This window comes from Corynebacterium sp. (assembly GCF_012838985.1).
In the GTDB taxonomy this organism is placed as follows: domain Bacteria; phylum Actinomycetota; class Actinomycetes; order Mycobacteriales; family Mycobacteriaceae; genus Corynebacterium.
This window is the reverse complement of record NZ_DUOE01000096.1, coordinates 1-20,173: the sequence shown is the minus strand read 5'-3', so window position 1 is coordinate 20,173 and position 20,173 is coordinate 1. Positions and strand designations below refer to the sequence as shown.

Annotated in this window: 22 protein-coding genes and 1 pseudogene; 5 read left to right on the top strand and 18 right to left on the bottom strand. The window is 69.0% G+C overall.

What is annotated here, in order from left to right; translation table 11 throughout:
* Positions 1-15: 15 nt before the first annotated feature.
* The 14 genes from pyk to hisD form a co-directional block, all read right to left on the bottom strand.
* Positions 16-1,446, bottom strand: coding sequence for a pyruvate kinase (gene pyk, locus GXZ33_RS05490; protein ID WP_291339861.1), 1,431 nt, complete (start codon positions 1,444-1,446; stop codon positions 16-18).
* 10 nt (positions 1,447-1,456) lie between these two features.
* Complete coding sequence (lgt, locus tag GXZ33_RS05485; RefSeq protein WP_291339860.1) at positions 1,457-2,314, bottom strand: prolipoprotein diacylglyceryl transferase; 858 nt, start codon at positions 2,312-2,314, stop codon at positions 1,457-1,459.
* 23 nt (positions 2,315-2,337) lie between these two features.
* A complete protein-coding gene (locus tag GXZ33_RS05480; protein WP_291339859.1) occupies positions 2,338-3,141 on the bottom strand; it encodes an indole-3-glycerol phosphate synthase TrpC in 804 nt (267 codons plus the stop codon).
* 63 nt (positions 3,142-3,204) lie between these two features.
* Positions 3,205-3,825 carry a TIGR02234 family membrane protein gene (locus tag GXZ33_RS05475; RefSeq protein WP_291339858.1) on the bottom strand — a complete coding sequence of 207 codons (621 nt, stop codon included), beginning with the start codon at positions 3,823-3,825 and terminating at the stop codon, positions 3,205-3,207.
* A 6-nt stretch (positions 3,826-3,831) separates the two neighbouring features.
* Positions 3,832-4,191, bottom strand: coding sequence for a phosphoribosyl-AMP cyclohydrolase (gene hisI / locus GXZ33_RS05470; protein WP_291339857.1), 360 nt, complete (start codon positions 4,189-4,191; stop codon positions 3,832-3,834).
* A complete protein-coding gene (gene hisF / locus GXZ33_RS05465; protein ID WP_291339856.1) occupies positions 4,188-4,952 on the bottom strand; it encodes an imidazole glycerol phosphate synthase subunit HisF in 765 nt (254 codons plus the stop codon). The genes hisI and hisF overlap by 4 nt, the downstream gene beginning before the upstream one ends.
* An 18-nt stretch (positions 4,953-4,970) precedes the next feature.
* Positions 4,971-5,759: an inositol monophosphatase gene (locus GXZ33_RS05460; protein WP_291339855.1), complete on the bottom strand. Its 789-nt coding sequence runs from the start codon at positions 5,757-5,759 to the stop codon at positions 4,971-4,973.
* A gap of 4 nt (positions 5,760-5,763) precedes the next feature.
* On the bottom strand, positions 5,764-6,504 hold the full coding sequence (priA, locus tag GXZ33_RS05455; RefSeq protein ID WP_291339854.1) for a bifunctional 1-(5-phosphoribosyl)-5-((5-phosphoribosylamino)methylideneamino)imidazole-4-carboxamide isomerase/phosphoribosylanthranilate isomerase PriA: 741 nt from the start codon (positions 6,502-6,504) through the stop codon (positions 5,764-5,766).
* A gap of 21 nt (positions 6,505-6,525) precedes the next feature.
* Positions 6,526-7,161 (bottom strand): imidazole glycerol phosphate synthase subunit HisH, encoded by a 636-nt coding sequence (hisH, locus tag GXZ33_RS05450; RefSeq protein ID WP_291339853.1) that lies wholly within the window; start codon positions 7,159-7,161, stop codon positions 6,526-6,528.
* Between the two features lie 48 nt (positions 7,162-7,209).
* On the bottom strand, positions 7,210-8,445 hold the full coding sequence (locus GXZ33_RS05445; RefSeq protein ID WP_291339879.1) for an MFS transporter: 1,236 nt from the start codon (positions 8,443-8,445) through the stop codon (positions 7,210-7,212).
* Between the two features lie 48 nt (positions 8,446-8,493).
* On the bottom strand, positions 8,494-8,700 hold the full coding sequence (locus GXZ33_RS05440) for a hypothetical protein (RefSeq protein WP_291339852.1): 207 nt from the start codon (positions 8,698-8,700) through the stop codon (positions 8,494-8,496).
* A gap of 3 nt (positions 8,701-8,703) precedes the next feature.
* Positions 8,704-9,306, bottom strand: a complete 603-nt coding sequence (gene hisB / locus GXZ33_RS05435) for an imidazoleglycerol-phosphate dehydratase HisB (protein WP_291339851.1) — start codon at positions 9,304-9,306, stop codon at positions 8,704-8,706.
* Positions 9,303-10,403 carry a histidinol-phosphate transaminase gene (locus GXZ33_RS05430; protein WP_291339850.1) on the bottom strand — a complete coding sequence of 367 codons (1,101 nt, stop codon included), beginning with the start codon at positions 10,401-10,403 and terminating at the stop codon, positions 9,303-9,305. Before GXZ33_RS05430 ends, hisB begins: the two co-directional genes overlap by 4 nt.
* 5 nt (positions 10,404-10,408) lie before the next feature.
* Positions 10,409-11,719, bottom strand: coding sequence for a histidinol dehydrogenase (hisD, locus tag GXZ33_RS05425; RefSeq protein WP_291339849.1), 1,311 nt, complete (start codon positions 11,717-11,719; stop codon positions 10,409-10,411).
* 124 nt (positions 11,720-11,843) lie between these two features.
* On the opposite strand from hisD, the gene GXZ33_RS05420 reads away from it, so the two are divergent.
* The gene (locus tag GXZ33_RS05420) at positions 11,844-12,938 is read left to right on the top strand and encodes a YbjN domain-containing protein (protein ID WP_291339848.1); all 1,095 of its coding nucleotides are present in this window, start codon (positions 11,844-11,846) and stop codon (positions 12,936-12,938) included.
* On the opposite strand, the gene nadC is transcribed toward GXZ33_RS05420, so the two are convergent.
* The 3 genes from nadC to GXZ33_RS05405 are packed head-to-tail and all read right to left on the bottom strand — an operon-like array spanning position 12,935 to position 14,993.
* A complete protein-coding gene (nadC, locus tag GXZ33_RS05415) occupies positions 12,935-13,813 on the bottom strand; it encodes a carboxylating nicotinate-nucleotide diphosphorylase (protein ID WP_291339847.1) in 879 nt (292 codons plus the stop codon). The genes GXZ33_RS05420 and nadC overlap by 4 nt on opposite strands.
* Positions 13,814-13,818: 5 nt before the next feature.
* The gene (locus GXZ33_RS05410) at positions 13,819-14,334 is read right to left on the bottom strand and encodes a hypothetical protein (protein WP_291339846.1); all 516 of its coding nucleotides are present in this window, start codon (positions 14,332-14,334) and stop codon (positions 13,819-13,821) included.
* Between the two features lie 2 nt (positions 14,335-14,336).
* A complete protein-coding gene (locus GXZ33_RS05405; protein ID WP_291339845.1) occupies positions 14,337-14,993 on the bottom strand; it encodes a hypothetical protein in 657 nt (218 codons plus the stop codon).
* Between the two features lie 114 nt (positions 14,994-15,107).
* On the opposite strand from GXZ33_RS05405, the gene GXZ33_RS05400 reads away from it, so the two are divergent.
* Positions 15,108-15,644: a TetR family transcriptional regulator gene (locus GXZ33_RS05400; protein WP_291339844.1), complete on the top strand. Its 537-nt coding sequence runs from the start codon at positions 15,108-15,110 to the stop codon at positions 15,642-15,644.
* Positions 15,645-15,683: 39 nt separating this feature from the next.
* On the top strand, positions 15,684-18,131 hold the full coding sequence (glgX, locus tag GXZ33_RS05395; protein WP_291339843.1) for a glycogen debranching protein GlgX: 2,448 nt from the start codon (positions 15,684-15,686) through the stop codon (positions 18,129-18,131).
* An 8-nt stretch (positions 18,132-18,139) separates the two neighbouring features.
* On the opposite strand, the gene GXZ33_RS05390 is transcribed toward glgX, so the two are convergent.
* Complete coding sequence (locus GXZ33_RS05390; protein WP_291339842.1) at positions 18,140-18,505, bottom strand: helix-turn-helix domain-containing protein; 366 nt, start codon at positions 18,503-18,505, stop codon at positions 18,140-18,142.
* A gap of 62 nt (positions 18,506-18,567) precedes the next feature.
* Between GXZ33_RS05390 and GXZ33_RS05385 the strand changes: the two genes are divergently transcribed.
* The gene (locus tag GXZ33_RS05385; RefSeq protein ID WP_291339841.1) at positions 18,568-19,872 is read left to right on the top strand and encodes an exonuclease domain-containing protein; all 1,305 of its coding nucleotides are present in this window, start codon (positions 18,568-18,570) and stop codon (positions 19,870-19,872) included.
* 85 nt (positions 19,873-19,957) lie between these two features.
* Positions 19,958-20,173, top strand: a pseudogene (locus GXZ33_RS05380) (hypothetical protein); the annotation flags it as partial.

The following is a 20,173-nucleotide window of genomic DNA, read 5'->3' as shown; positions in this document are numbered from 1 at the left end:
TGTTCTCAGGTCCGGTTACTTCCCGGTCGGGGAACTGGTGTCCTCGCCCAGCAGGTGGACGTGGATCATGTTCGTGTTGCCGGAGACCCCGGGCGGGGTGCCGGCGACGACGACCATCATGTCGTCGCGGTGGTAGTCGTCCATGGCGAGCAGGGAACGGTCCAGCTCGGCCATCATGTCGTCGGTGGACAGGGCCTGCGCGCAGAGGAAGGTCTCCGCGCCCCAGGTGAGCGCCAGCTGCGAGCGGACCGCCGGGTGCGGGGTGAACACCAGCAGCGGCAGGTGCGAATGCAGGCGGGCCACGCGGCGGGCGGTGTCACCGGAGGTGGTGAAGCAGACCAGGGCGCGGGCGTTGAGGCGCTCGGCGATGTCACGGGCCGAGTAGGAGATGACGCCACGCTTGGTGCGCGGGACGTGGCTCAGCGGCGGCACATGGCCGTCGGTCTCGGCCTGGGTGACGATGCGTGCCATGGTGCGCACGACGTTGTGCGGGTCCACACCGATGGAGGTCTCACCGGAGAGCATGACCGCGTCGGCGCCGTCGAGGACGGCGTTGGCGACGTCGGAGGCCTCTGCGCGGGTCGGGGTGGAGTTCTCGATCATGGAGTCGAGCATCTGCGTGGCGACGATGACCGGCTTCGCGTTCTCGCGGGCGATCTGGATGGCCCGCTTCTGCACCAGCGGGACCTGCTCCAGCGGCACCTCGACGCCGAGGTCACCGCGGGCGACCATGATGGCGTCGAAGGCGAGGACGATGGACTCGAGGGCGTGGACGGCCTCCGGCTTCTCCAGCTTCGCGATGACCGGCACGTGACGGCCCACGCGATCCATGACCTCGTGGACGAGGTCGACGTCAGCCGGGGAGCGGACGAAGGACAGGGCGATGAAGTCGACGCCCAGCTTGAGGGCGAACTCGAGGTCGGCGATGTCCTTCTCCGACAGCGCCGGCACGGAGATGTCCATGCCCGGGAGGGAGACGCCCTTGTTGTTGGAGACGGGGCCGCCCTCGGTGACCTCGCAGACGACGTCGTTGCCGTCGACCTCGAGGCAGGTCAGGCCGACCTTACCGTCGTCGACGAGCAGACGGTCGCCGGGCTTGGCGTCCTGCGCGAGGTTCTTGTAGGTGGTGGACACGCGGTCGTGCGTGCCCTCGACATCGTCCACGGTGATGCGGATGACCTCACCGGTCTCCCAGACGGTGGCACCGTCGATGAAGCGACCGAGGCGGATCTTCGGGCCCTGGAGGTCAGCGAGGATGCCGACGGCACGGCCGGTCTCATCGGTGGCTTCCCGGACCCACTTGTAGTTCTGCTCGTGATCGGGGTGATCACCGTGGGAGAAGTTCAGGCGGGCGACGTCCATGCCGTCCTCCACCAGACGCGTGATCGCGTCCTTGGAGGCGACGGCAGGACCGAGGGTGCACACAATCTTGGTTCGTCTAGACACGGTTACCAACCTACTCTGTTTCTCGGACAACAGCCCGCTGACGTCGCTGCAACCACACGAATACCGCGATCGAGACGAGGAACACCACGGCGGAGACCCAGGTGTTGACCCGCTGGCCGAGGATCATCGTGGCGGAATCGTCGCGCATGAGCTCGATCCAGAAACGGCCCAGCGTGTAACCGGCGACGTAGAGGGCGAACAGTCCACCCGGTGCGATGCGGAAGCGGCGGTCGATGAGGATGAGCAGCCCGAAGATGAGGAGATTCCACAGCAGCTCGTAGAGGAACGTCGGGTGCACGGACGTGATGACCTCACCGGTCGAGGTTCCCGTCAGCGGGGCGAACTCACCGTTGGCGTCGACGCGGTAGTAGATGTCCAGCGCCCACGGCACGTCGGTGGGGCGGCCGTAGATCTCCTGGTTGAACCAGTTGCCCAGGCGGCCGATCGCCTGCCCGAGGATGACGGCGGGTGCCACGGCGTCGGCGAAGGGCGCCAGGGGGACCTTCTTCCAGCGGAACAGCAGCGCCACGCCGACCGCACCGAGTGCCACCGCACCCCAGATGCCCAGGCCGCCGGCGGTGATGTTGAGGGCGGCGGCCGGGTTGCAGGTGTCGCAGAAGTACTTGTCGCTGTCCGTGATCACGTGGTACAAGCGGCCGCCGATGATGCCGGCGGGGATGGCCACGATCGCCGCGTCCCACACCATGTCGGTGTCGCCGCCACGGGCGGCGTAACGGCGGTGGGTCACCCACAACGCCAGGAGGATGCCGATCATGATGCATATCGCATACGCCCGGAGTGGGATCTGCCCCAGGTACCAGACGCCCCGGGGTGGGGACGGGATGTTCGCGAGGATAGTGGTCTGCACGTTAAGACAGTGTGCCAGAGTCCTCAGCGCGAAGGGCAGGACGGGTGCTGGCCCGTGGCGACCAGGGTGCGGGTCAGGCGGCGCGGATCCTCCGCGGTCATGAGTTCCTCACCGACGACCACGGCGTCCGCCCCGGCGGCCGCGTAGTTGAGCAGGTCCCGTGGCGAATGCACCCCGGACAGGGCGATACGCACGGTGGATTCGGGCAGTCCCGGGGAGATCTCCGCGAAGAGCTTCTTGTCGACGTCCCCGCCCACCAGCGGGCGCGCGTTGACCGCGACGACCCGCGCGCCGGCCTCCATGGCGCGGTCGGCCTCCGCGGGGTTGCGCACCTCGAGGACGGCGGTCATGCCGAGCGACTCGATGCGGTCGAGGAGGGAGACGAGACGGTTCTGGTCGAGCAGTTCGACCTGCAGGGGCACGAGGTCGGCGCCGTAACAGCGGGCCTCGTGGATCTGGTACGGGTCGAGGATGATGTCCCGGCAGAACATGGGCAGCTCGACGGCCTCACGGGCGTCGAGCATGTCCTGGAGCGAGCCCTGGAAACGCAGGCGCTCAGTCTGGCAGGCGATGAGGTGGGCGCCGCCCTCCTCGAAGTCGCGGGCGAGGTCGGTGATGGGGGCGGTGGCGTCGAGAAGCATCCTGCCGTTCATCGCCCGCTTGATTTCGGCGATGACGCTGCACCCCGTGCGCAGCAGCGCGGACAACCCGTCGCGGGCCGGGCTGGTGTCGCGGGAGCGGGCCTTGATGTCCTGGAACGACAGGAGGGCCTCGCGTGCGGCGACCTCCTCCAGGACCCCGGCGATGAGCCGGTCACGTGCGCTCATTCGCACCTCCGATCGAGATCCCTCTCAGGGTATCCCGTGACCTTGCTCACGAAGAAATCAGGGTCAGGAGGGCTTCTGCGGGTCGGTGGGGTCGATGTCGGCGTCGAGGGCGTCCCACATGACGCGCCCGGAGTCCGGCTCGGCCTCGAGATCGTGGACGATCTTCGCCTCACGGTTCTGCCGGATCTCGTAACGGTTGAGCTTCGCGGAGTCCTGACCCGGATGCATCGCCAGCAGCACACCGCCGAACAGGGCGACGGCGGCACCGACCATGGCCAGGGCGGGGCCCGCGGAGTTGACGCCCTGGGCGGTGATCTCCGCCCAGGCGGAGATGCGGGCCTCGTCGCCGGTGGACAGCAGCTGGTGCACGCGCTGCGGGTCCGGCTCACCGGCCAGCAGCCCCAACGGCGCCCAGCTCACGCCGATGCCGGCGAGGGCGGCGACGACACCGACCAGACGACGGCCCACGCGACGCAGCGCCAGACCCGCCAGTGAACCGGCGAGCAGCAGCAGTGCCACGGCGGTCTGCTCGGTGGACCACAGCCCACCGATGACCTCGTGGACGGCGGTGCCGGACTTGTCGTCGAAGGTGTCGGCCGTGATCCACGACATGCGGGACGCCGCCCACAGCAGGACCGCGGCGACAGCCAGCAGCAGGGCGGACAGACGGTGCAGATTCTTCATGTGTTCCTAGAGCAGCTCATCCGCGTCGAAGCAGGAGCGGTCCCCGGTGTGGCACGCACCGCCGACCTGTTTCACGGTCACCAGGACGGTGTCGCCGTCGCAGTCGAGACGCACGCCGGTGACCTCCTGGGTGTGGCCGGAGGTCAGGCCCTTGATCCAGTACTCGTCGCGGGAGCGGGAGTAGTAGGTGCCGCGGCGGCTGGCCAGGGTGTAGGCCAGCGCGTGGGTGTCCATCCACGCCATCATGAGGACCTCGCCGGTGCCGTCGGCCTGCACGATGGCGGGCACGAGGCCCTGGTCGTTGAGCTTCAGGCGGGCGGCGATGTCCGCGTCGAGGGTGTGGTCGGCAGGGTTGTCCGAGGTCATCGACGCACCTCGTGACCGGCGGCGGCCAGGGCGTCCTTGACCTCGGCGATGGAGACCTCACCGAAGTGGAAGATGGTGGCGGCCAGCACGGCGTCGGCGCCGGCGTCGACGGCCGGCGGGAAGTGCTCTGCCCTGCCTGCGCCGCCGGAGGCGATGACCGGCACGGAGACGGCCTCGCGGACCAGACGCAGCAGCTCCAGGTCGAAGCCGTCCTTGGTGCCGTCCCCGTCCATGGAGTTGAGCAGGATCTCGCCGACGCCGAGCTCCTCACCCTTCTTCGCCCACTCGACGGCGTCGAGACCGGCGGACTTCGTGCCACCGTGGGTGGTCACCTCGAAACCGGAGGGCTGATCGGCGGCGCGGCGGGCGTCGACGGACAGCACGATGCACTGGGAGCCGAAACGGTCGGCCAGTTCGCGGAGCAGCTCGGGGCGGGCGATGGCGGAGGTGTTGACAGAGACCTTGTCCGCGCCGGCACGCAGCAGCTGGTCGACGTCCTCCACGCTGCGGACGCCGCCGCCGACGGTCAGGGGGATGAAGATCTGCTCGGCGGTCTTCCTGACCACCTCGAGCATGGTGCCACGGCCGTCCCTGGAAGCGGAGACGTCGAGGAAGGTGAGTTCATCGGCGCCCTCCTCGTTGTAGCGGGCGGCCAGCTCGACGGGGTCACCGGCGTCCCGGAGGTTCTCGAAGTTGACGCCCTTGACCACGCGACCATTGTCGACGTCCAGGCAGGGGATGACGCGGATGGCGACGGCCATGAATCCGCCCCTTTCAGTTCATGAGTTCAGGATCCCGTCCATCGTACTCATGATCGCCTGGTGCGCCCGCGCGGTACCCGCCACAACGCCGATCGACCGCGGGGTCCACTCGTTGCCCTCGATGTCGGTGACCACTCCCCCGTTGGCGCGCACGAGCATGACGCCCGCCGCGTTGTCCCACACGTGCGGGGAGAAGCTCACGGCTCCGCCGAAGATGCCCTGTGCGGTGAAGGCCAGGTCGACGCCGACCGAGCCGGTGATCCGGGGGCGCAGGTACGTCGCCGACAGTTCCGCCAGCAGGCCCTGCCGCAGCAGCGAGGGGAACCGGGAACGCACCTGGGAGGCCACCGAGGAGAAGCCCACCTGGGCGACGAGCTGGTCGGCCTCGGTCAGCGGGGTGATCGGCTGTCCGTTGAGGCGGACAGGTCCCCCCTCGTAGGCGGTGAGCCGGCGTCCGAGCAGCGGCATGGAGGTGATCGCCACGACCGGCCGGTCCTCGACGAGCAGGCTGATGAGGATCGCGCACATCGGGTTGCCCGCGGCGTAGTTGGCGGTGCCGTCCACCGGGTCGACGACCCACACGGCCTCGTGGTTGTAGCGGCCGCCGGCCTCCTCCCCGAGCACCGGGATGCCGGTGAACTGGGTGAGGGTCTGCCGCAGGTAGGCCTCGATCGCGAGGTCCACCTCCGTGGCGAAGTCGCCCGGGCTCTTCATCGCGGCCGGGTCCGAGCCGACCCCGTCGAGGAACATCCTCTCCGCGTCGTCGCACACCGCCTCCGCGACGGCGAGCAGTCCCCGGGCGTCCATGTGCCTAGAGCTTCTCGACGGCCGCGAGCGCCTCACGCAGCGTGAAACGCTTCTCGTACAGTGCCTTGCCGATGATGGCAGAGTCGATGCCCTCGTCGGTGTACTTCGCCAGCTCGATGACGTCGTCAAGCACCGAGATACCACCGGAGGCGACGATCCTGGCGTCGGTGGCTGCGGCCACCTCACGCAGGAGCTGGACGTTCGGGCCCGCGAGGGTGCCGTCCTTGGAGACGTCCGTGACGACGAAACGGGTGCAGCCGGCCGAGTCGAGGCGCTCGAGGACCTCCCAGAGGTCACCGCCGTCGGAGACCCAGCCGTTGCCGCGGGTGCGCCACTCGCCGTCGATCTCCCGGACGGCGATGTCGACGGCGACCTGCTCACCGTGGGACCTGAGCACCTGGGCGATCCACTCCGGCTTCTCCAGCGCGGCGGTGCCGATGTTGACGCGCGTGGCGCCGGTGGCCAGGGCCCGCTCGAGGGAGGCGTCGTCGCGGATGCCGCCGGTCAGCTCCACCTTGATGTCGAGCTGACGGGTGATCTCCGCCATGAGCTCGTGGTTGGAGCCGCGGCCGAAGGCGGCGTCGAGGTCGACGAAGTGCAGCCACTCCGCGCCCTGGGCCTGCCACTCGAGGGCCGCCTCCAGCGGGGAACCGTAGGACTTCTCGGTGCCTGCCTCACCCTGATCGAGGCGGACGGCGTGGCCGTCGACGACGTCGACGGCGGGAAGAAGGGTGAAATCGCTCATGGTTGCCAATCCTATCGGGAATCAGAGGGTCTCAAGCCAGTTGGCCAGCAGCTGCAGCCCGGCGTCGCCGGACTTCTCGGGGTGGAACTGGGTGGCCCACAGCGGGCCGTTCTCCACGGCGGCGACGAAACGGTCGTCCTCGTGCTCCGCCCAGGCGACGGCCGGCGGGGTGGTCAGGTCATCGGTCTCCAGGGTCCAGTCGCGGACGCCGTAGGAGTGGACGAAGTAGAAGCGCTCCTCGTCGGAGAGCTGCGCGAACATCTGCGAGCCGGGGGCACGGGAGACGGTGTTCCAGCCCATGTGCGGGAGGATCTGCGCGTGCAGACGCTCGACGACGCCGGGCCACTCCCCCGCGCCGCTGGTCCGGACGCCGTGTTCGTGGCCCTCGTCGAAGAGGATCTGCATGCCGACGCAGATGCCCAGCACCGGGCGGCCACCGGCCAGGCGCTGGCCGATGATGCGGGGGCCGTGGACGGCGTTGAGTCCGGCCATGCAGGCGGCGAAGGCGCCGACGCCGGGGACGAGCAGTCCGTCCGCCCCGGTAGCGACGGTGGGGTCAGAGGTGACTGTCACATCGGCACCGACCTTCTCCAGTGCCCGGTGGGCGGAGCGGAGGTTGCCGGAGCCGTAGTCGAGGAGGGCGACGGTTTTTGCCATGGCCGTGAGTGTAGTCGGTGGGTCCCCCTGCCCTGTCAGCCTGCCCCGCTACCGCCGCCGCGGACGACGGGGCACCGGGATCTGGCGCAGGCGGGTGCGGATGTTGTCGTGGTCGGTGACCCGGTGGGCACCCAGGTAGCGGTCGGCGAGGGTGGCCAGGATGCCCAGCGCGACCAGTCCCGCCGCCACCGCATACGCCCCGGAGTAGGCCGCCCGGGCCGCGACGAAACCGAGGACCACGGAGCCGATGCCCGTGCCGGCGTCGTAGGACATGTTCCACACCGCGGAGGCCTCGGAGACCTTGGTGCGGGGCAGGCGCTGGAACATCTCCAGCAGGGCCTCGTTCTGCACCATGCCGAAGCCGCCGCCGAAGAGCACGCCCGCGAGCACGAGCCACCACACGGACCAGCCGTTGGCGATGACCAGCGCCATGAGCGCGACACCCGCGAAGCCCATCGCCTGGCCGGGGAGCATGGTCACCCCGGCATGCCCCGCCCGGTCAGCGACCACCCCGGAGAAGTAGCGCAGCACCATCGCCGCGCCGCCGATGATGGAGAGCATGAAACCGCCGATGACGGCCCCGGTGACCGGGTCGAGGTCCTGCACCGCCGCCGGCAGGAAGGAGGAGACGGCACCGAAGCTCATGGCCAGGGTGTTGACGGCCACCGCGGGCACGGCAACGAGCTTCCACATGGACACGTCGCCGCCGGGTGCGTCCTTCGGGCGGCGCTGGGCGCGGATACGTGGGATCCGCAGACACATGACCGCGGCGACGAGTGCCACGACCGCGGCGGTGACGTACACCGTCGGGTAGCCGAACTCCCCCGCCAGCCACAGGCCCGTGGGCAGCCCGATCATCTGGGCCACGCCGAGGAACACGCCGAGCATGCCGGAGGCCTTGCCCAGGAAACGGGCGGGCACGATCTCGGCGATCAGCGCGGACTCCGCCACCGTCAGGGCGCCGAAGCCGACGCCGCGCAGGGCGGAGAAGAGCAGGAGGATCCAGGCGTCCGTGCCCAGCAGGTGGCCGAGTGCGGGCACACCGAGCATGAACGCCGCGGCGACCATCACCGGGTTGTACCCGATGCTCCGCAGCATCATGGGCGTGAAGATCTGGGTGGCCACCGTGGCGGCCATGAACACGCCGGTGGTGGCACCGGCGAGGGTGGCGGAGTGGCCGTGGTCGAGCGCGGCCAGCGGGATCACCGGCAGCAGCAGCGACCAGGCACCGAACGCGGCGAACACCGCGATGAGGGTGGGTATGAAACCGGGGGCCTTCCACATGCTGTCGAGGTTCTCGATCTCCGCGCGTGTCAGTCCCGCCTGTGCCACTTAGCCCATCGCTCCCATCATCCAGAACACGGCACCCGCCAACGACACGATGGCGCACAGTGCCAGGAATATCGCCAGTCCCCTGTTGTCCGCCTGGTGCGCGGACCAGGTGCCGCCGACCAGGAGACCGGCGACGATGAACATCAGGTACACGAGCCAGAGACTGTCGTCCTGGCTCTCCTGTGCCACCGTAGCAATGGAGAGCACTTTCTACAGAGCTCCCTTGGTGGAGGGCACGCCCTCGACGCGCGGATCCTTCTCGACGGCCTCCCGCAGCGCACGGGCGACGGCCTTGTACTCGGCCTCGGTGATGTGGTGCGGGTCGCGGCCGTGGTGGCAGATGACGTGGAGGGTGATGCGGGCGTTGAGTGCCAGGGTCTCGAAGAAGTGCTCGTTGATCACCGTGGCGTAGTGCCCGCCGATCACGGCGGTGATCATCTGGTCCGGCTCACCGCGCATGACGAAGTAGGGACGGCCGGAGATGTCGACCACCGCCTCGACGAGGGTCTCGTCCATCGGCAGCTGACGGGAACCGAAACGACGGATGCCGGCCTTGTCGCCGACGGCGTCGAGAAGCGCGCGTCCCATGACGATGGCGGTGTCCTCGACGGTGTGGTGTGCGTCGATCTCGATGTCACCCTTGGCGTGGACCTTCAGGTCGAAGGAACCGTGGACGGCGAACGCGGTGAGCATGTGGTCGAAGAACGGCAGGCCGGTGTCGACGTCGACCCGGCCCGAACCGTCGAGGTTGATCTCGACGGTGATGTCGGACTCGGAGGTCGTGCGGGTCGCGCTTCCGATACGGTCAGTCACTTGATCTCCTTGATGATGTCGGCTGCGGCGCGGAGGAAGGCGTCGTTCTCCGCGGGCAGTCCGATGGTGGTGCGCAGGTGGCCGGCGACGCCGACGTCACGGATGAGGACATCCGCGTCGAGGAACTTCCGCCATGCCGCCTGCTGGTCGGCGAAGGTGCCGAAGAACACGAAGTTGGATTCGCTGGGGACGACATCGTAGCCCAGTTCCTGCAGGGCGGCGACCACGCGGATGCGCTCCTGCGAGAGCTTCTCGACGGTCGCCAGCGTGTCCTCCCGGTGCCGCAGTGCGACGGTCGCCGCCGCCTGGCTGAGCATCGACAGGTGGTACGGCAGGCGCACCAGCATGACGGCCTCGACGAAGGCGGGGTCCGCGACGAAATACCCGAGGCGACCGCCGGCGAAGTCGAAGGCCTTGGACATCGTGCGGGACACGACGAGCTTCGCCGGGTACTCGGCGAGCAGCGTCGTCGCCGACGGGGACGGCGAGAACTCGCCGTAGGCCTCGTCGACGATGACGATGCCGGGGGCGGCGTCGAGAAGCGTGCGGATGTCCTCGAGCGAGGTGACGTCACCCGTCGGGTTGTTCGGGGTGGTGATGAAGATGACGTCCGGGCGGTGCTCCGCGATGGCGGCCAGCGCCGCGTCGATGTCGATGCGGAAGTCCGCGCCGCGCGGGCAGTCGATGAACTCCGTCTGCGTGCCGGCCGACAGGATCGGGTGCATCGAGTAGGAGGGCTGGAAACCCAGCGCCCTGCGGCCCGGTCCGCCGAAGGCCTGCAGCAGCTGCTGGAGGACCTCGTTGGAGCCGTTCGCGGCCCACAGGTGGTCGACGGTGACGTCCACGCCGGTCTGTTCCGTGACGTACTCCGCCAGGCGGGTGCGCAGCTCGACGGCGTCGCGGTCCGGGTAGCGGTTGAGGTCGGCGGCGACCTTGGTCACCGTCTCCACGAGATCGTCGACGAGCGCCTGGGACGGCGCATACGGGTTCTCGTTGGTGTTGAGGCGGACGGGGACGTCGAGCTGCGGGGCGCCGTAGGGCGACTGGCCGCGCAGTTCCTCGCGCAGGGGCAGCTGGTCAAGAGAGAGTCGGGTCATGGCTCCTACATAATCTCGAAGCGGGAACGGATGGACTCGCCGTGGGCCGGCAGATCCTCGGCGTCGGCCAGCGCGATGATGTGCGGGCCGATCTCCTTCAGTGCGGTGCGGTCGTACTCGATGAGGTTGACCTCCCGCAGGAAGGTGTGGGTGGACAGTCCGGAGGAGAACCGGGCCGTGCCGGAGGTCGGCAGGACGTGGTTGGAACCGGCGGCGTAGTCGCCCAGCGGCACCGGCGAGTAGGCGCCGACGAAGATGGCGCCGGCGTGACGGATACGCTCCGCCACCTCGCGGGCATTCTCCGTGTGGATCTCCAGGTGCTCGGCGGCGTAGGCGTCGGCGACGGCGATGCCCTGCTCCAGGTCGTCGACGAGCACGATGCCGGACTGCTGTCCCCGCAGTGCCCCGGCGACGCGCTCGGCGTTGCGGGTGACGGTGTACCGCTCGTCGATCTCCTTGTCGACGGCGCGCGCCAGCTCCTCATCGTGCGTGATGAGCACCGACGCCGCGAGGTCGTCGTGCTCCGCCTGGGAGATGAGGTCATAGGCGATGTAGACCGGGTCCGCGGAGGAGTCCGCGAGGATGGCGATCTCGGAGGGGCCCGCCTCCGCGTCGATGCCGACCACACCGTTGACCAGGCGCTTCGCGGCGGTGACGAAGATGTTGCCCGGGCCGGTGATGATGTCGACCGGTTCGAGTGCTGTCTCATCATCACCGTAGGCCAGCAGCGCCACGGCCTGGGCACCGCCGACGGCCCACACCTCCTCGACACCGAGCAGGTGGCAGGCGGCGAGGATCGTCGGGTGCGGCCAGCCGTCGTGGTCCGCCTGCGGCGGGGACGCCACGACGAGGGAACGGCAGCCGGCCTCCTGGGCGGGGACGACGTTCATGATGACGCTCGACGGATACACGGCCTTGCCGCCCGGCACGTAGAGGCCGACACGGTCGATGGGCAGGTGCACCTCGGTCACGGTCGCGCCCTCCGCGACGGTCGTGGTGTGGGGGTCCGGCTTCTGGTCGGCGTGCACCTTGCGCACGCGGGAGATCGCCTCCCGCATGGCGGTGATGACCTCCTCGTCGAGCGTGTCGACGGCGCGCTGCAGAAGCTCCGCCGGCACCTTCACCGAGGTCGGGGTGACGCCGTCGAACTTCGCGCTGTACTCGAGCGCCGCCTGTGCACCACGTTCACGGACCGCCTCGACGATGGGCGCCACGGTCGGGAGAACAGCGTTGACGTCGGTGCCACCGCGCGGCAGGGCACGTCGCAGTTCGCTGGTGGACGGGGTACGACCGCGCAGGTCGATGATGTTGAGCATCGTGAAGGTTCTCCTCGAACTGCCAGGATGAAAGCGGATGGGCCAGAGTCTATGTTGCCTTATTGTAGAGGTCAGGGGCCTACCACCCGAGCACGGCCCGGAGAATGCAGGAGGTGTCAGCCTGATGGTCACGCTGACCGAGGTCTACGTCGCTGCCGAGTCCTTCGGTTTCCACGCCTATGTGGGCGCTGACCGGCTGGTGTTCCCCTGGCACGACCACATCGTCACCGCCTACCTCGACGAACGCAGCCCCGGCGCGCTGGTCTTCGACATGGACATGCGCAGCACCATCGGCATGGAGCACACCGGTGCCCTCGCCCGCACCATCACCGCCTGGAACCATGAGCGCCTCGGCCCGACCCTGTCGCTGCGCGTCGGGCACGACACGGCGGTGAGCCTCCACGCCCGCTCCAGCATGCTCGTCGACACGGGGATCACCGACGCGCAGCTCGCGGACTTCGTGCGCCTGTCGATGGAGACCGCCCGCCTGGCCGTCGACCATCTCATCGGGGACTTCCCCGAGCTGGCCATGCCCGACTCCGAGGACACCGCCGCGCGGCGCCGCAAGCAGGACACCGCCGCCCTCAACGGTCCGCTCCCCCGTGACCGCCACGTCAGCGTCAATGAGCTTGACGACGACACCGTGCGACTCCGCGACCTCGACCACCGCCGCAGCCGGGAGGACATCGAACCCGGCGAGGAACCCGACCCCCATGAGGAGTACTCCGCCAGCATGAGCACCGACCACGGGTGGGATCCCGGTGAGGAGTTCGACGCCCCCGAGGGGGAGCCCACGGGGGTCACCCTCGAGCGGGTGCGTGAGGCACTGGGCAATCTCGGCATCGAGAAGACCCACGGTGACGAGGACGTCATCATCGCCTGGATCAATGACGTGCTCTTCGGCTTCTTCCTGGACAACGGGCCCAGTTACCTCATCAAGGGGCACTGGGACCCGGGTCTCGACCCGGAGGCCGATTTCCTGCGCATGTTCCTGCTGTGCAACGACTGGAACGAGGCGTCCATCACCACGAAGGCCTTCTGCCACGAGGACAACGACGGCCTGCAGGTGCGCGTCGAGTTCACCGCGCCCGTCCGGGAGGGCATGACGGAACTCCAGCTGGAGCACAACACGGCGGTGGCCATCAACCAGGTGCTGCACGCCATCGACGAGATCAGCACCGACGCCACGGGCGAGTCCGCCGTGGCGTGGCCCAGTTAGAAGTCCAGCCCCAGGTCGAGTGCCGGCGCGGAGTGGGTCAGGGACCCGACAGCGAGGTAGTCGACGCCGGTGCGGGCGTAGTCGGCCGCGACGTCGAGGGTGAGGCCACCGGAGGCCTCGAGGAGGGTGTCGGGCGAGACCGCGTCACGACGCTGCACCGCCGTCTGCACCATCCACGGCTCGAAGTTGTCGAGCAGGATCTCGTCCGGCTTCTCCGGCAGCAGCTCGTCGAGCTGTTCCAGGGTGTCGACCTCGATCTCGCACCATTTGTCCGGGAACTGCTCGCGCACGGCGCGGAACGCCGGGAGCACGCCACCGGCGGCGACGACGTGGTTGTCCTTGATGAGCGCCCGGTCGCCCAGGCCCAGTCGGTGGTTGACTCCCCCGCCGGTGGTCACGGCGTACTTCTGTAGCAGACGCAGGCCGGGCAGGGTCTTGCGGGAGTCACGGATCTGCGCGCCGGTGCCCTCGACCGCGTCGACCCAGCGGGCCGTCGCCGAGGCGATGCCGGAGAGGTGGGTGAGCAGGTTGAGCAGGGTGCGCTCCGCGGTGAGCAGGTCACGGGTGCCGGCCTCGATGCGGGCGACCACGTCCCCCGGGCCGACGCGGCTGCCGTCCGGGGTGATCTCCTCGACGCGGAAGTCGGAGGTGGCCACCTGACGCAGCACCCGGTCGACGACGAAGAGTCCGGCGATGGTGCCCGCCTGGCGGGACACGATCTGCGCCTCGGAACGGTGTCCGGAGGGCACGGTGGCCCGGCTGGTGATGTCGGGACCGTAGGTGAGATCCTCGTCGAGCGCGGTGGCGATGAGTCGGTCCACGGCCTCCGGGTCGATCTCGACGGTCGGGAAAGCGGGGGTGTCAGGCGGCGTCATGTCTCTCACTGTATCGGCAGGGTCGGGGTGTCGGTCTCCGGGGTCACGAGGGCGGAGCACCAGTAGGCGAGGGCGGCGAGGAAGGGGGCGACCAGCCACCCGACGCCCGGGTCGAGGCCCGGGACCATGCTCACGCGGTCCCCCTGGGACAGCAGGTCGGGGTCCCCGATGTCGTGGAGCAGGCCGGAGGTCACCGTCCCCACCGCCAGGAAGGAGAAGGCGGAGAGGGCCGCGACCGCCATGAGCCACCAGAGCATCGCCGGGCCGCGCGTGTCCGGTGACAGGACGTAGGTGCTCAGGGAGACGAGCGTCGCGAGCAGGCCGGTGGCGACGACGAAGCTGCCGAAGGAGATGAACTCGACACTGCCGGCGGCGGCGTCGATGATCACCTGCCCGCCCTCCGCGAGGGTGCCGGAGTACGCGGGCCGCAGCAGACCCCAGAGGCCGCCGACCACGGAATGGATGAGGAGGGACACGGCCGCCACCCCGGCGGCGGTGCCCACCGTGCGTGGGATCCTCACCGTCAGTTGCAGAACTTCCAGCGGCCGTCCTCGTGCAGGTAGCGCTGGGTACGGGTCTCCGTCTGGCCGGCCGAGACCGCGGTGACCACGGCGGAGGCGTGGTTGCCCTCGACGCGGATGTCATCGACGGAGGCGATGTGCGGCTGTGCGGCGGCGTAGACGTCCCACTGGTGCAGCGGCTGGTCGGGGATGCCGGCCAGGTCCATGGCCTGCGGGCCGCCCTGGGCGGCGACGGCCTCGTTGCAGGTGTTCTCCGGGACGTAGCGGAGGAACTGGTGGAAGGTCTCGACCTCGTAGATGCCCCGGACCAGCTGCTCGATCTCGGCGCGGTCCGTCTCGCTCGCCGCGTGGCCGCCGGTGACCGGCTCCGGCTCCTCGTAGAGCTCGTCGAGCAGCGGGTCGACGGCCGGCGGGGCCGGCTCCTCGGCGGGCTCCTCCACCGGCTCCTCCGTGGGCTCCTCGGAGGTCGGCTCCTCGCTGCTGGACTCCTCCTCGGAGGTGACCGACGTCGTCGACTCCGTGGTGCGGGTGGAGGTCACGGTGTTCGCCGTCGGCACCCCGGTGGCGGTGCTCTCAGCCGTCTCCCCGCCACCGCAGGCCGCGACGAACATGAGGGGAACGGTGAGGGCGAGCGCCACGATGGTCTTCTTCACAGTCACTGCTGGGAACTCCTGCCGGAAGGTTTGGGTACGTCGAGTGGTCACCATATCAACCACCGCACCCCGCGGGCTGAAGGAACCCTGGGAGTTTGGTCACCAGGTAGGCTCCAGGATGTGCAGTTGACCCGCGAATCCATCGTCACCGCCGCCGTCACCATCCTGGACACGTACGGCCTGGCGGACATGACCATGCGTCGTGTCGCCACGTCCCTCGGTGTCGCCCCGGGCGCACTCTACTGGCACATCGCCAACAAACAGCAGCTCATCGCCGCCATCGCGGAGGAGATCCTGGCGCCGGTGCTCACCGACGCCGCCCCGCGCACCGCCCCGGCCCTCGCCGGGCTGCTGCGGGAGTCGATGCTCTCGCGCCGCGACGGCGCGGAACTCGTCGCCGCCGCCCTCTCGCAGCCGGAGTCGGAGACGCGGGAGGTCGTCGAGAAGCAGTTGGCGGGAACCCTTGAGGGGGACGCCGACCTGCGGCGTGTCGGCGCCGCCTCCCTCCTCCACCTGGTGCTCGGAGCGACCGCCCTGGAACAGGCACGGGCGCAGCACGCGGCGGACACGGGGGCCGAGAAGCCGTGTGACGCCTCCGGCGACTTCCACCGGGGAGTGGAACTCATGCTCGCGGGGCTCGACACGGCCCGCGCGTGAGCAAGTGGATCGCGGCGCACTACATTATGATCTGTCCATATGACTACTGAGTCCGACCATGATTACACGGTCTGGCCGGGTGACCCCTACCCCCTGGGTTCCACCTATGACGGCGCAGGCACCAACTTCGCACTCTTCTCGAATGTTGCAGAGAAGGTGGAACTGTGCCTGATCGACCGGGAGGACAACGAAGTCCGCATCAACCTCGAGGAGGTCGACGCCAACGTCTGGCACTGCTACCTCCCCGGAGTGCAGCCCGGACAGCGCTACGGCTACCGTGTCCACGGCCCCTACGACCCGCACAACGGCAAGCGCTGTGACCCCAACAAGCTGCTCGTCGACCCCTACGCCCGCGCCTTCGACGGCGACTTCGACGGCGACCCCTCCCTGTTCTCCTACGACATCTTCGCCGACCCGCCGGGGTCCGGCCGCAACACGGAGGACTCCCTCGGCCACACGATGAAGTCCGTGGTCATCAACCCCTTCTTCGACTGGGGCTCCGACCGCGCACCCCGCATCCCCTACTACGAGACCGTCATCTACGAGACCCACGTCAAGGGCATGACGATGACGCACCCGGACGTGCCGCCGAACCTGCGCGGCACCTACGCGGGTCTCGCGCACCCGTCGATCATCTCCTACCTCAAGGATCTCGGTGTCACCGCCATCGAGCTCATGCCGGTGCACCAGTTCCTCCAGGACGACCGTCTCCGCGACCTCGGCCTGCGCAACTACTGGGGCTACAACACCTTCGGTTTCTTCGCCCCCCACCAGGACTACGCCGCCGCCCGCAAGCCCGGCGGCGCCGTCTCCGAGTTCAAGGGCATGGTCCGCGCCTACCACGAGGCCGGCATGGAGGTCATCCTCGACGTGGTGTACAACCACACCGCCGAGGGCAACCACCTGGGCCCGACGATCATGTTCCGCGGCATCGACAACGAGGCGTACTACCGCCTCGTGGACGGTGACAAGTACCACTACATGGACTACACCGGCACCGGCAACTCCCTCAACGTGCGGGACCCGCACTCGCTGCAGCTCATCATGGATTCGCTGCGCTACTGGATCACCGAGATGCACGTCGACGGCTTCCGCTTCGACCTCGCCTCCACCCTGGCCCGTGAGCTCCACGACGTCGACCGTCTGGCGACGTTCTTCGACCTCGTCCAGCAGGATCCGGTCGTCTCGCAGGCGAAGCTCATCGCCGAGCCCTGGGACGTCGGCCACGACGGCTACCAGGTGGGCAACTTCCCGCCGCTGTGGACCGAGTGGAACGGCAAGTACCGCGACACCGTCCGTGACTTCTGGCGTGGCGAGCCCGCCACCCTGGGTGAGTTCGCCTCCCGGCTGACGGGTTCCTCGGACCTCTACGCCAACAACGGCCGTCGCCCCACGGCGTCGATCAACTTCATCACCGCGCACGACGGCTTCACGCTCAACGACCTCGTCAGCTACAACCACAAGTACAACGAGGCCAACGGCGAGGGCAACCGCGACGGTGAGTCCCACAACCGTTCGTGGAACCACGGCGTGGAGGGTCCGACCGACGATCCGGAGATCCTGGCCCTGCGTGCCCGTCAGCGCCGCAACTTCCTCACCACGCTCATCCTGTCGCTGGGCACCCCGATGCTCTCGCACGGTGATGAGATGGCGCGCACCCAGGAGGGCAACAACAACGTCTACTGCCAGGACAACGAGCTGGCGTGGATGAACTGGGACCAGCTGGAGGAGAACGCGTCGCTGCACGCCTTCACCAAGCGTCTGCTCAACATCCGCCGCCGTCACCCGGTGTTCCGTCGTCGCCGCTTCCTCGCCGGTGGCCCGCTGGGTTCCGACGTCCGTGAGCGTGACATCGCGTGGCTGGTGCCCTCCGGCAAGCTGATGACCCAGGACGACTGGGACTTCGCCTTCGGTAAGGCGCTCATGGTCTACCTCAACGGCAACGCCATCAGTGAGCCGGACGCCCGCGGCCAGAAGATCGTGGACGACTCGTTCATCATGATGTTCAACGCGCACTACGAGGAGATCGAGTTCACCCTCCCGCCGCGCTCCCTGGGTGTCCGCTGGCAGCTGCTCGTCGACACCACCGAGGACATCGGTTACCCGATCGAGGCGTCCATCATCGACGCGAAGGGCACCATCACGGTCCCGGCCCGGGCGACGATGGTGCTCAAGCAGATCGAGCCCCCGGCCTTCGACGAGGAGGACGAGATCGAGGACCTCGAGGTCGTCGACGAGGCCGAGCGCGAGAAGGATCTCGGCGTCGTGGGTGACAAGGTCACCGCCGACTCCGCGGCCACCGCGGAGAAGACGGCCACCGAACCGCCGGTCGAGGAGCTCGACGCGGAGCCGGAGGAGACCCCGGAGGAGCCGGAGGACGAGCCCGTGGTCGACATGCCGAGCCTCTCCGAGATGAGCGAGGAGGAGCAGCTCGCCGCGAAGCGTCGCGCCGCCCTCCGCGACGAGTACACCGACGAGGAGCACTGACCCCCCGTTCAGCGGTGGTGTTCCTCCACCGTGGCGTAGTTGTCCGCGACCCAGTCGACGAGAGCCTGCGCCACGGGCAGGAGGCTCCTGCCCAGGTCGGTGAGTTCGTACTCGACCCGCGGCGGGATCTCCTCGTAGGCCCAGCGTGCGATGAGGCCGTCCCCGGTCATGGTGCGCAGGCGTTGGGAGAGCATCTTCTGGGAGATGCCGTCCACGATCTGCTCGATGCGTCCGTAGCGCAGGGGCCGTTGCTCCAGCGCGAGGATGATGAGGATCGTCCATTTGTCCCCCACGGAAGTGAGCAGGTCGCGGCTGGGGCAGGTCCGGTCGAAGGGGTCGTACCGGCGCGCCCACGAACGCTGGCGGCTGCTCATACCCCCCGATCGTAGCCGGGTAGACTGGCCTGACCCAGCCCCCGAAGAAACGGAGTCGACGAGTGATCCCGGCCCACGGCGCGCATCTCAGCGTCACCGAGACGAGCATCCGCATCGAACAGTCGGCGCTGGCCGCCGCCCTCACCGGGCAGACCGTGGTCACCGTCCCGTTGGCGGAGGTCACCGGTGTGCGGTGCACGCCGCCCACGCTTCTCGACGTCGGCGTGGTCCTCCTCGAGGGCCCCGGCACGACGGTGACCTTCGCCCCCGGCCAGGACCGGGCGGCCGAGGACTTCATCGCCGACGTGGAGGCCGCTCTGCGGGGTGAGGCCCCCACCGCCTCCGTCGGCGGGGTCACCGGGCTCAGCTTCGTGGGATTCGACGTGGAGACCGCCAATTCGGACGTGGGGTCCATCTGCCAGATCGGTGTGGTCCGGTTCATCGACGGCGTGGAGGTCGCGGCCGAGTCGTGGTTGTGCGCTCCCCCGTCGGAGCTGGCGGGTTTCGAGGACGGCAACGTCGCCATCCACGGCATCACCCCGGAGATGGTGGCGGACCAGCCGGGCTTCGCGGAGCGGCTGCCCGGTCTGGTGGAGTTCATCGGTGATCTGCCGGTGGTCGCCCACAACGCCCAGTTCGACATGATGGCGCTGCGTCGTGCCTGTCTGGCGTCCGACCTGCCGGTCCCGGAGCTCACCTTCGGCTGTTCCCTGGTGCTGTCCCGGGCGGCCGAGCTCGGTCTGCCCGACCACCGGCTGCCCACGGTGGCGGCCGGTCTGGGTGTACCGCTGGGCAGGCACCACGACGCGACCGAGGACGCCCGCGCGGCGGCCGGCATCGTCGTGGAACTGGCCCGGCGCGCGGATCACCGGGGTCCCTTCCGGGAACTGCAGGAGGATTCCGGCTTCCTCACCGGCACCCTGCGGCAGGATGCGGTCCACCCGGTCCTGCGTCAGCGTCCCGGCCTGCCGGCCGTCCCCGCCCAGGCCCCGGCGCAGAAGCCCGCGCGTCGTGCCCCCTGGCAGTCGGTGGCCACGCCGGACGTCATCCCCGAGCCCAACCCGGACGCGGATCCGACGGGTCCGCTCTTCGGCCAGCACGTCACCCTGACCGGTGACTTCGAGCCCTTCGACAAAGGGCGGCTGTGGTCGGCGATCGCGGACATGGGGGCGGACATCGGGAAGAACGTCACCCGGAAGACCACGATCCTCGTGGCCGGCACCTGGGCGACGAAGACGTCCAAGGAGAAGCGGGCGGAGGAGCTCATCGCCAAGGGACAGGACCTGCAGATCTGGACGGGTGACCAGCTCATCGCCGTCCTCGGCCTGAGCGCGGACGGCAGCGAGGACGAGCAGCCCCCGTTCTAGGAATTTTCGGGGGACAGGGAACCTCCGGGCGGTTTCCGGAGTCCAACAGTGGTGAAGGAAGAAGCTCCCGACCCGAGGATCGCCCATGTCGCCCCTGTCCCCGTCCACCCTCCTCCCGGCCCTGCGCCCCGCCACGTGGGTCCGTCGTCGCGGTCTCAGCGACGACGGATTCAGTGACACCGTCGTCTCCATCTCCCTGTCCCGGGACCTGTGCGTGACCTTCGTCTGCGACGGGGTGGACGTCAGCTACCGAGGCCTCGGCGAACTCGATCTCTCGGCGCACCGGGCGTGGGAGCTGGCC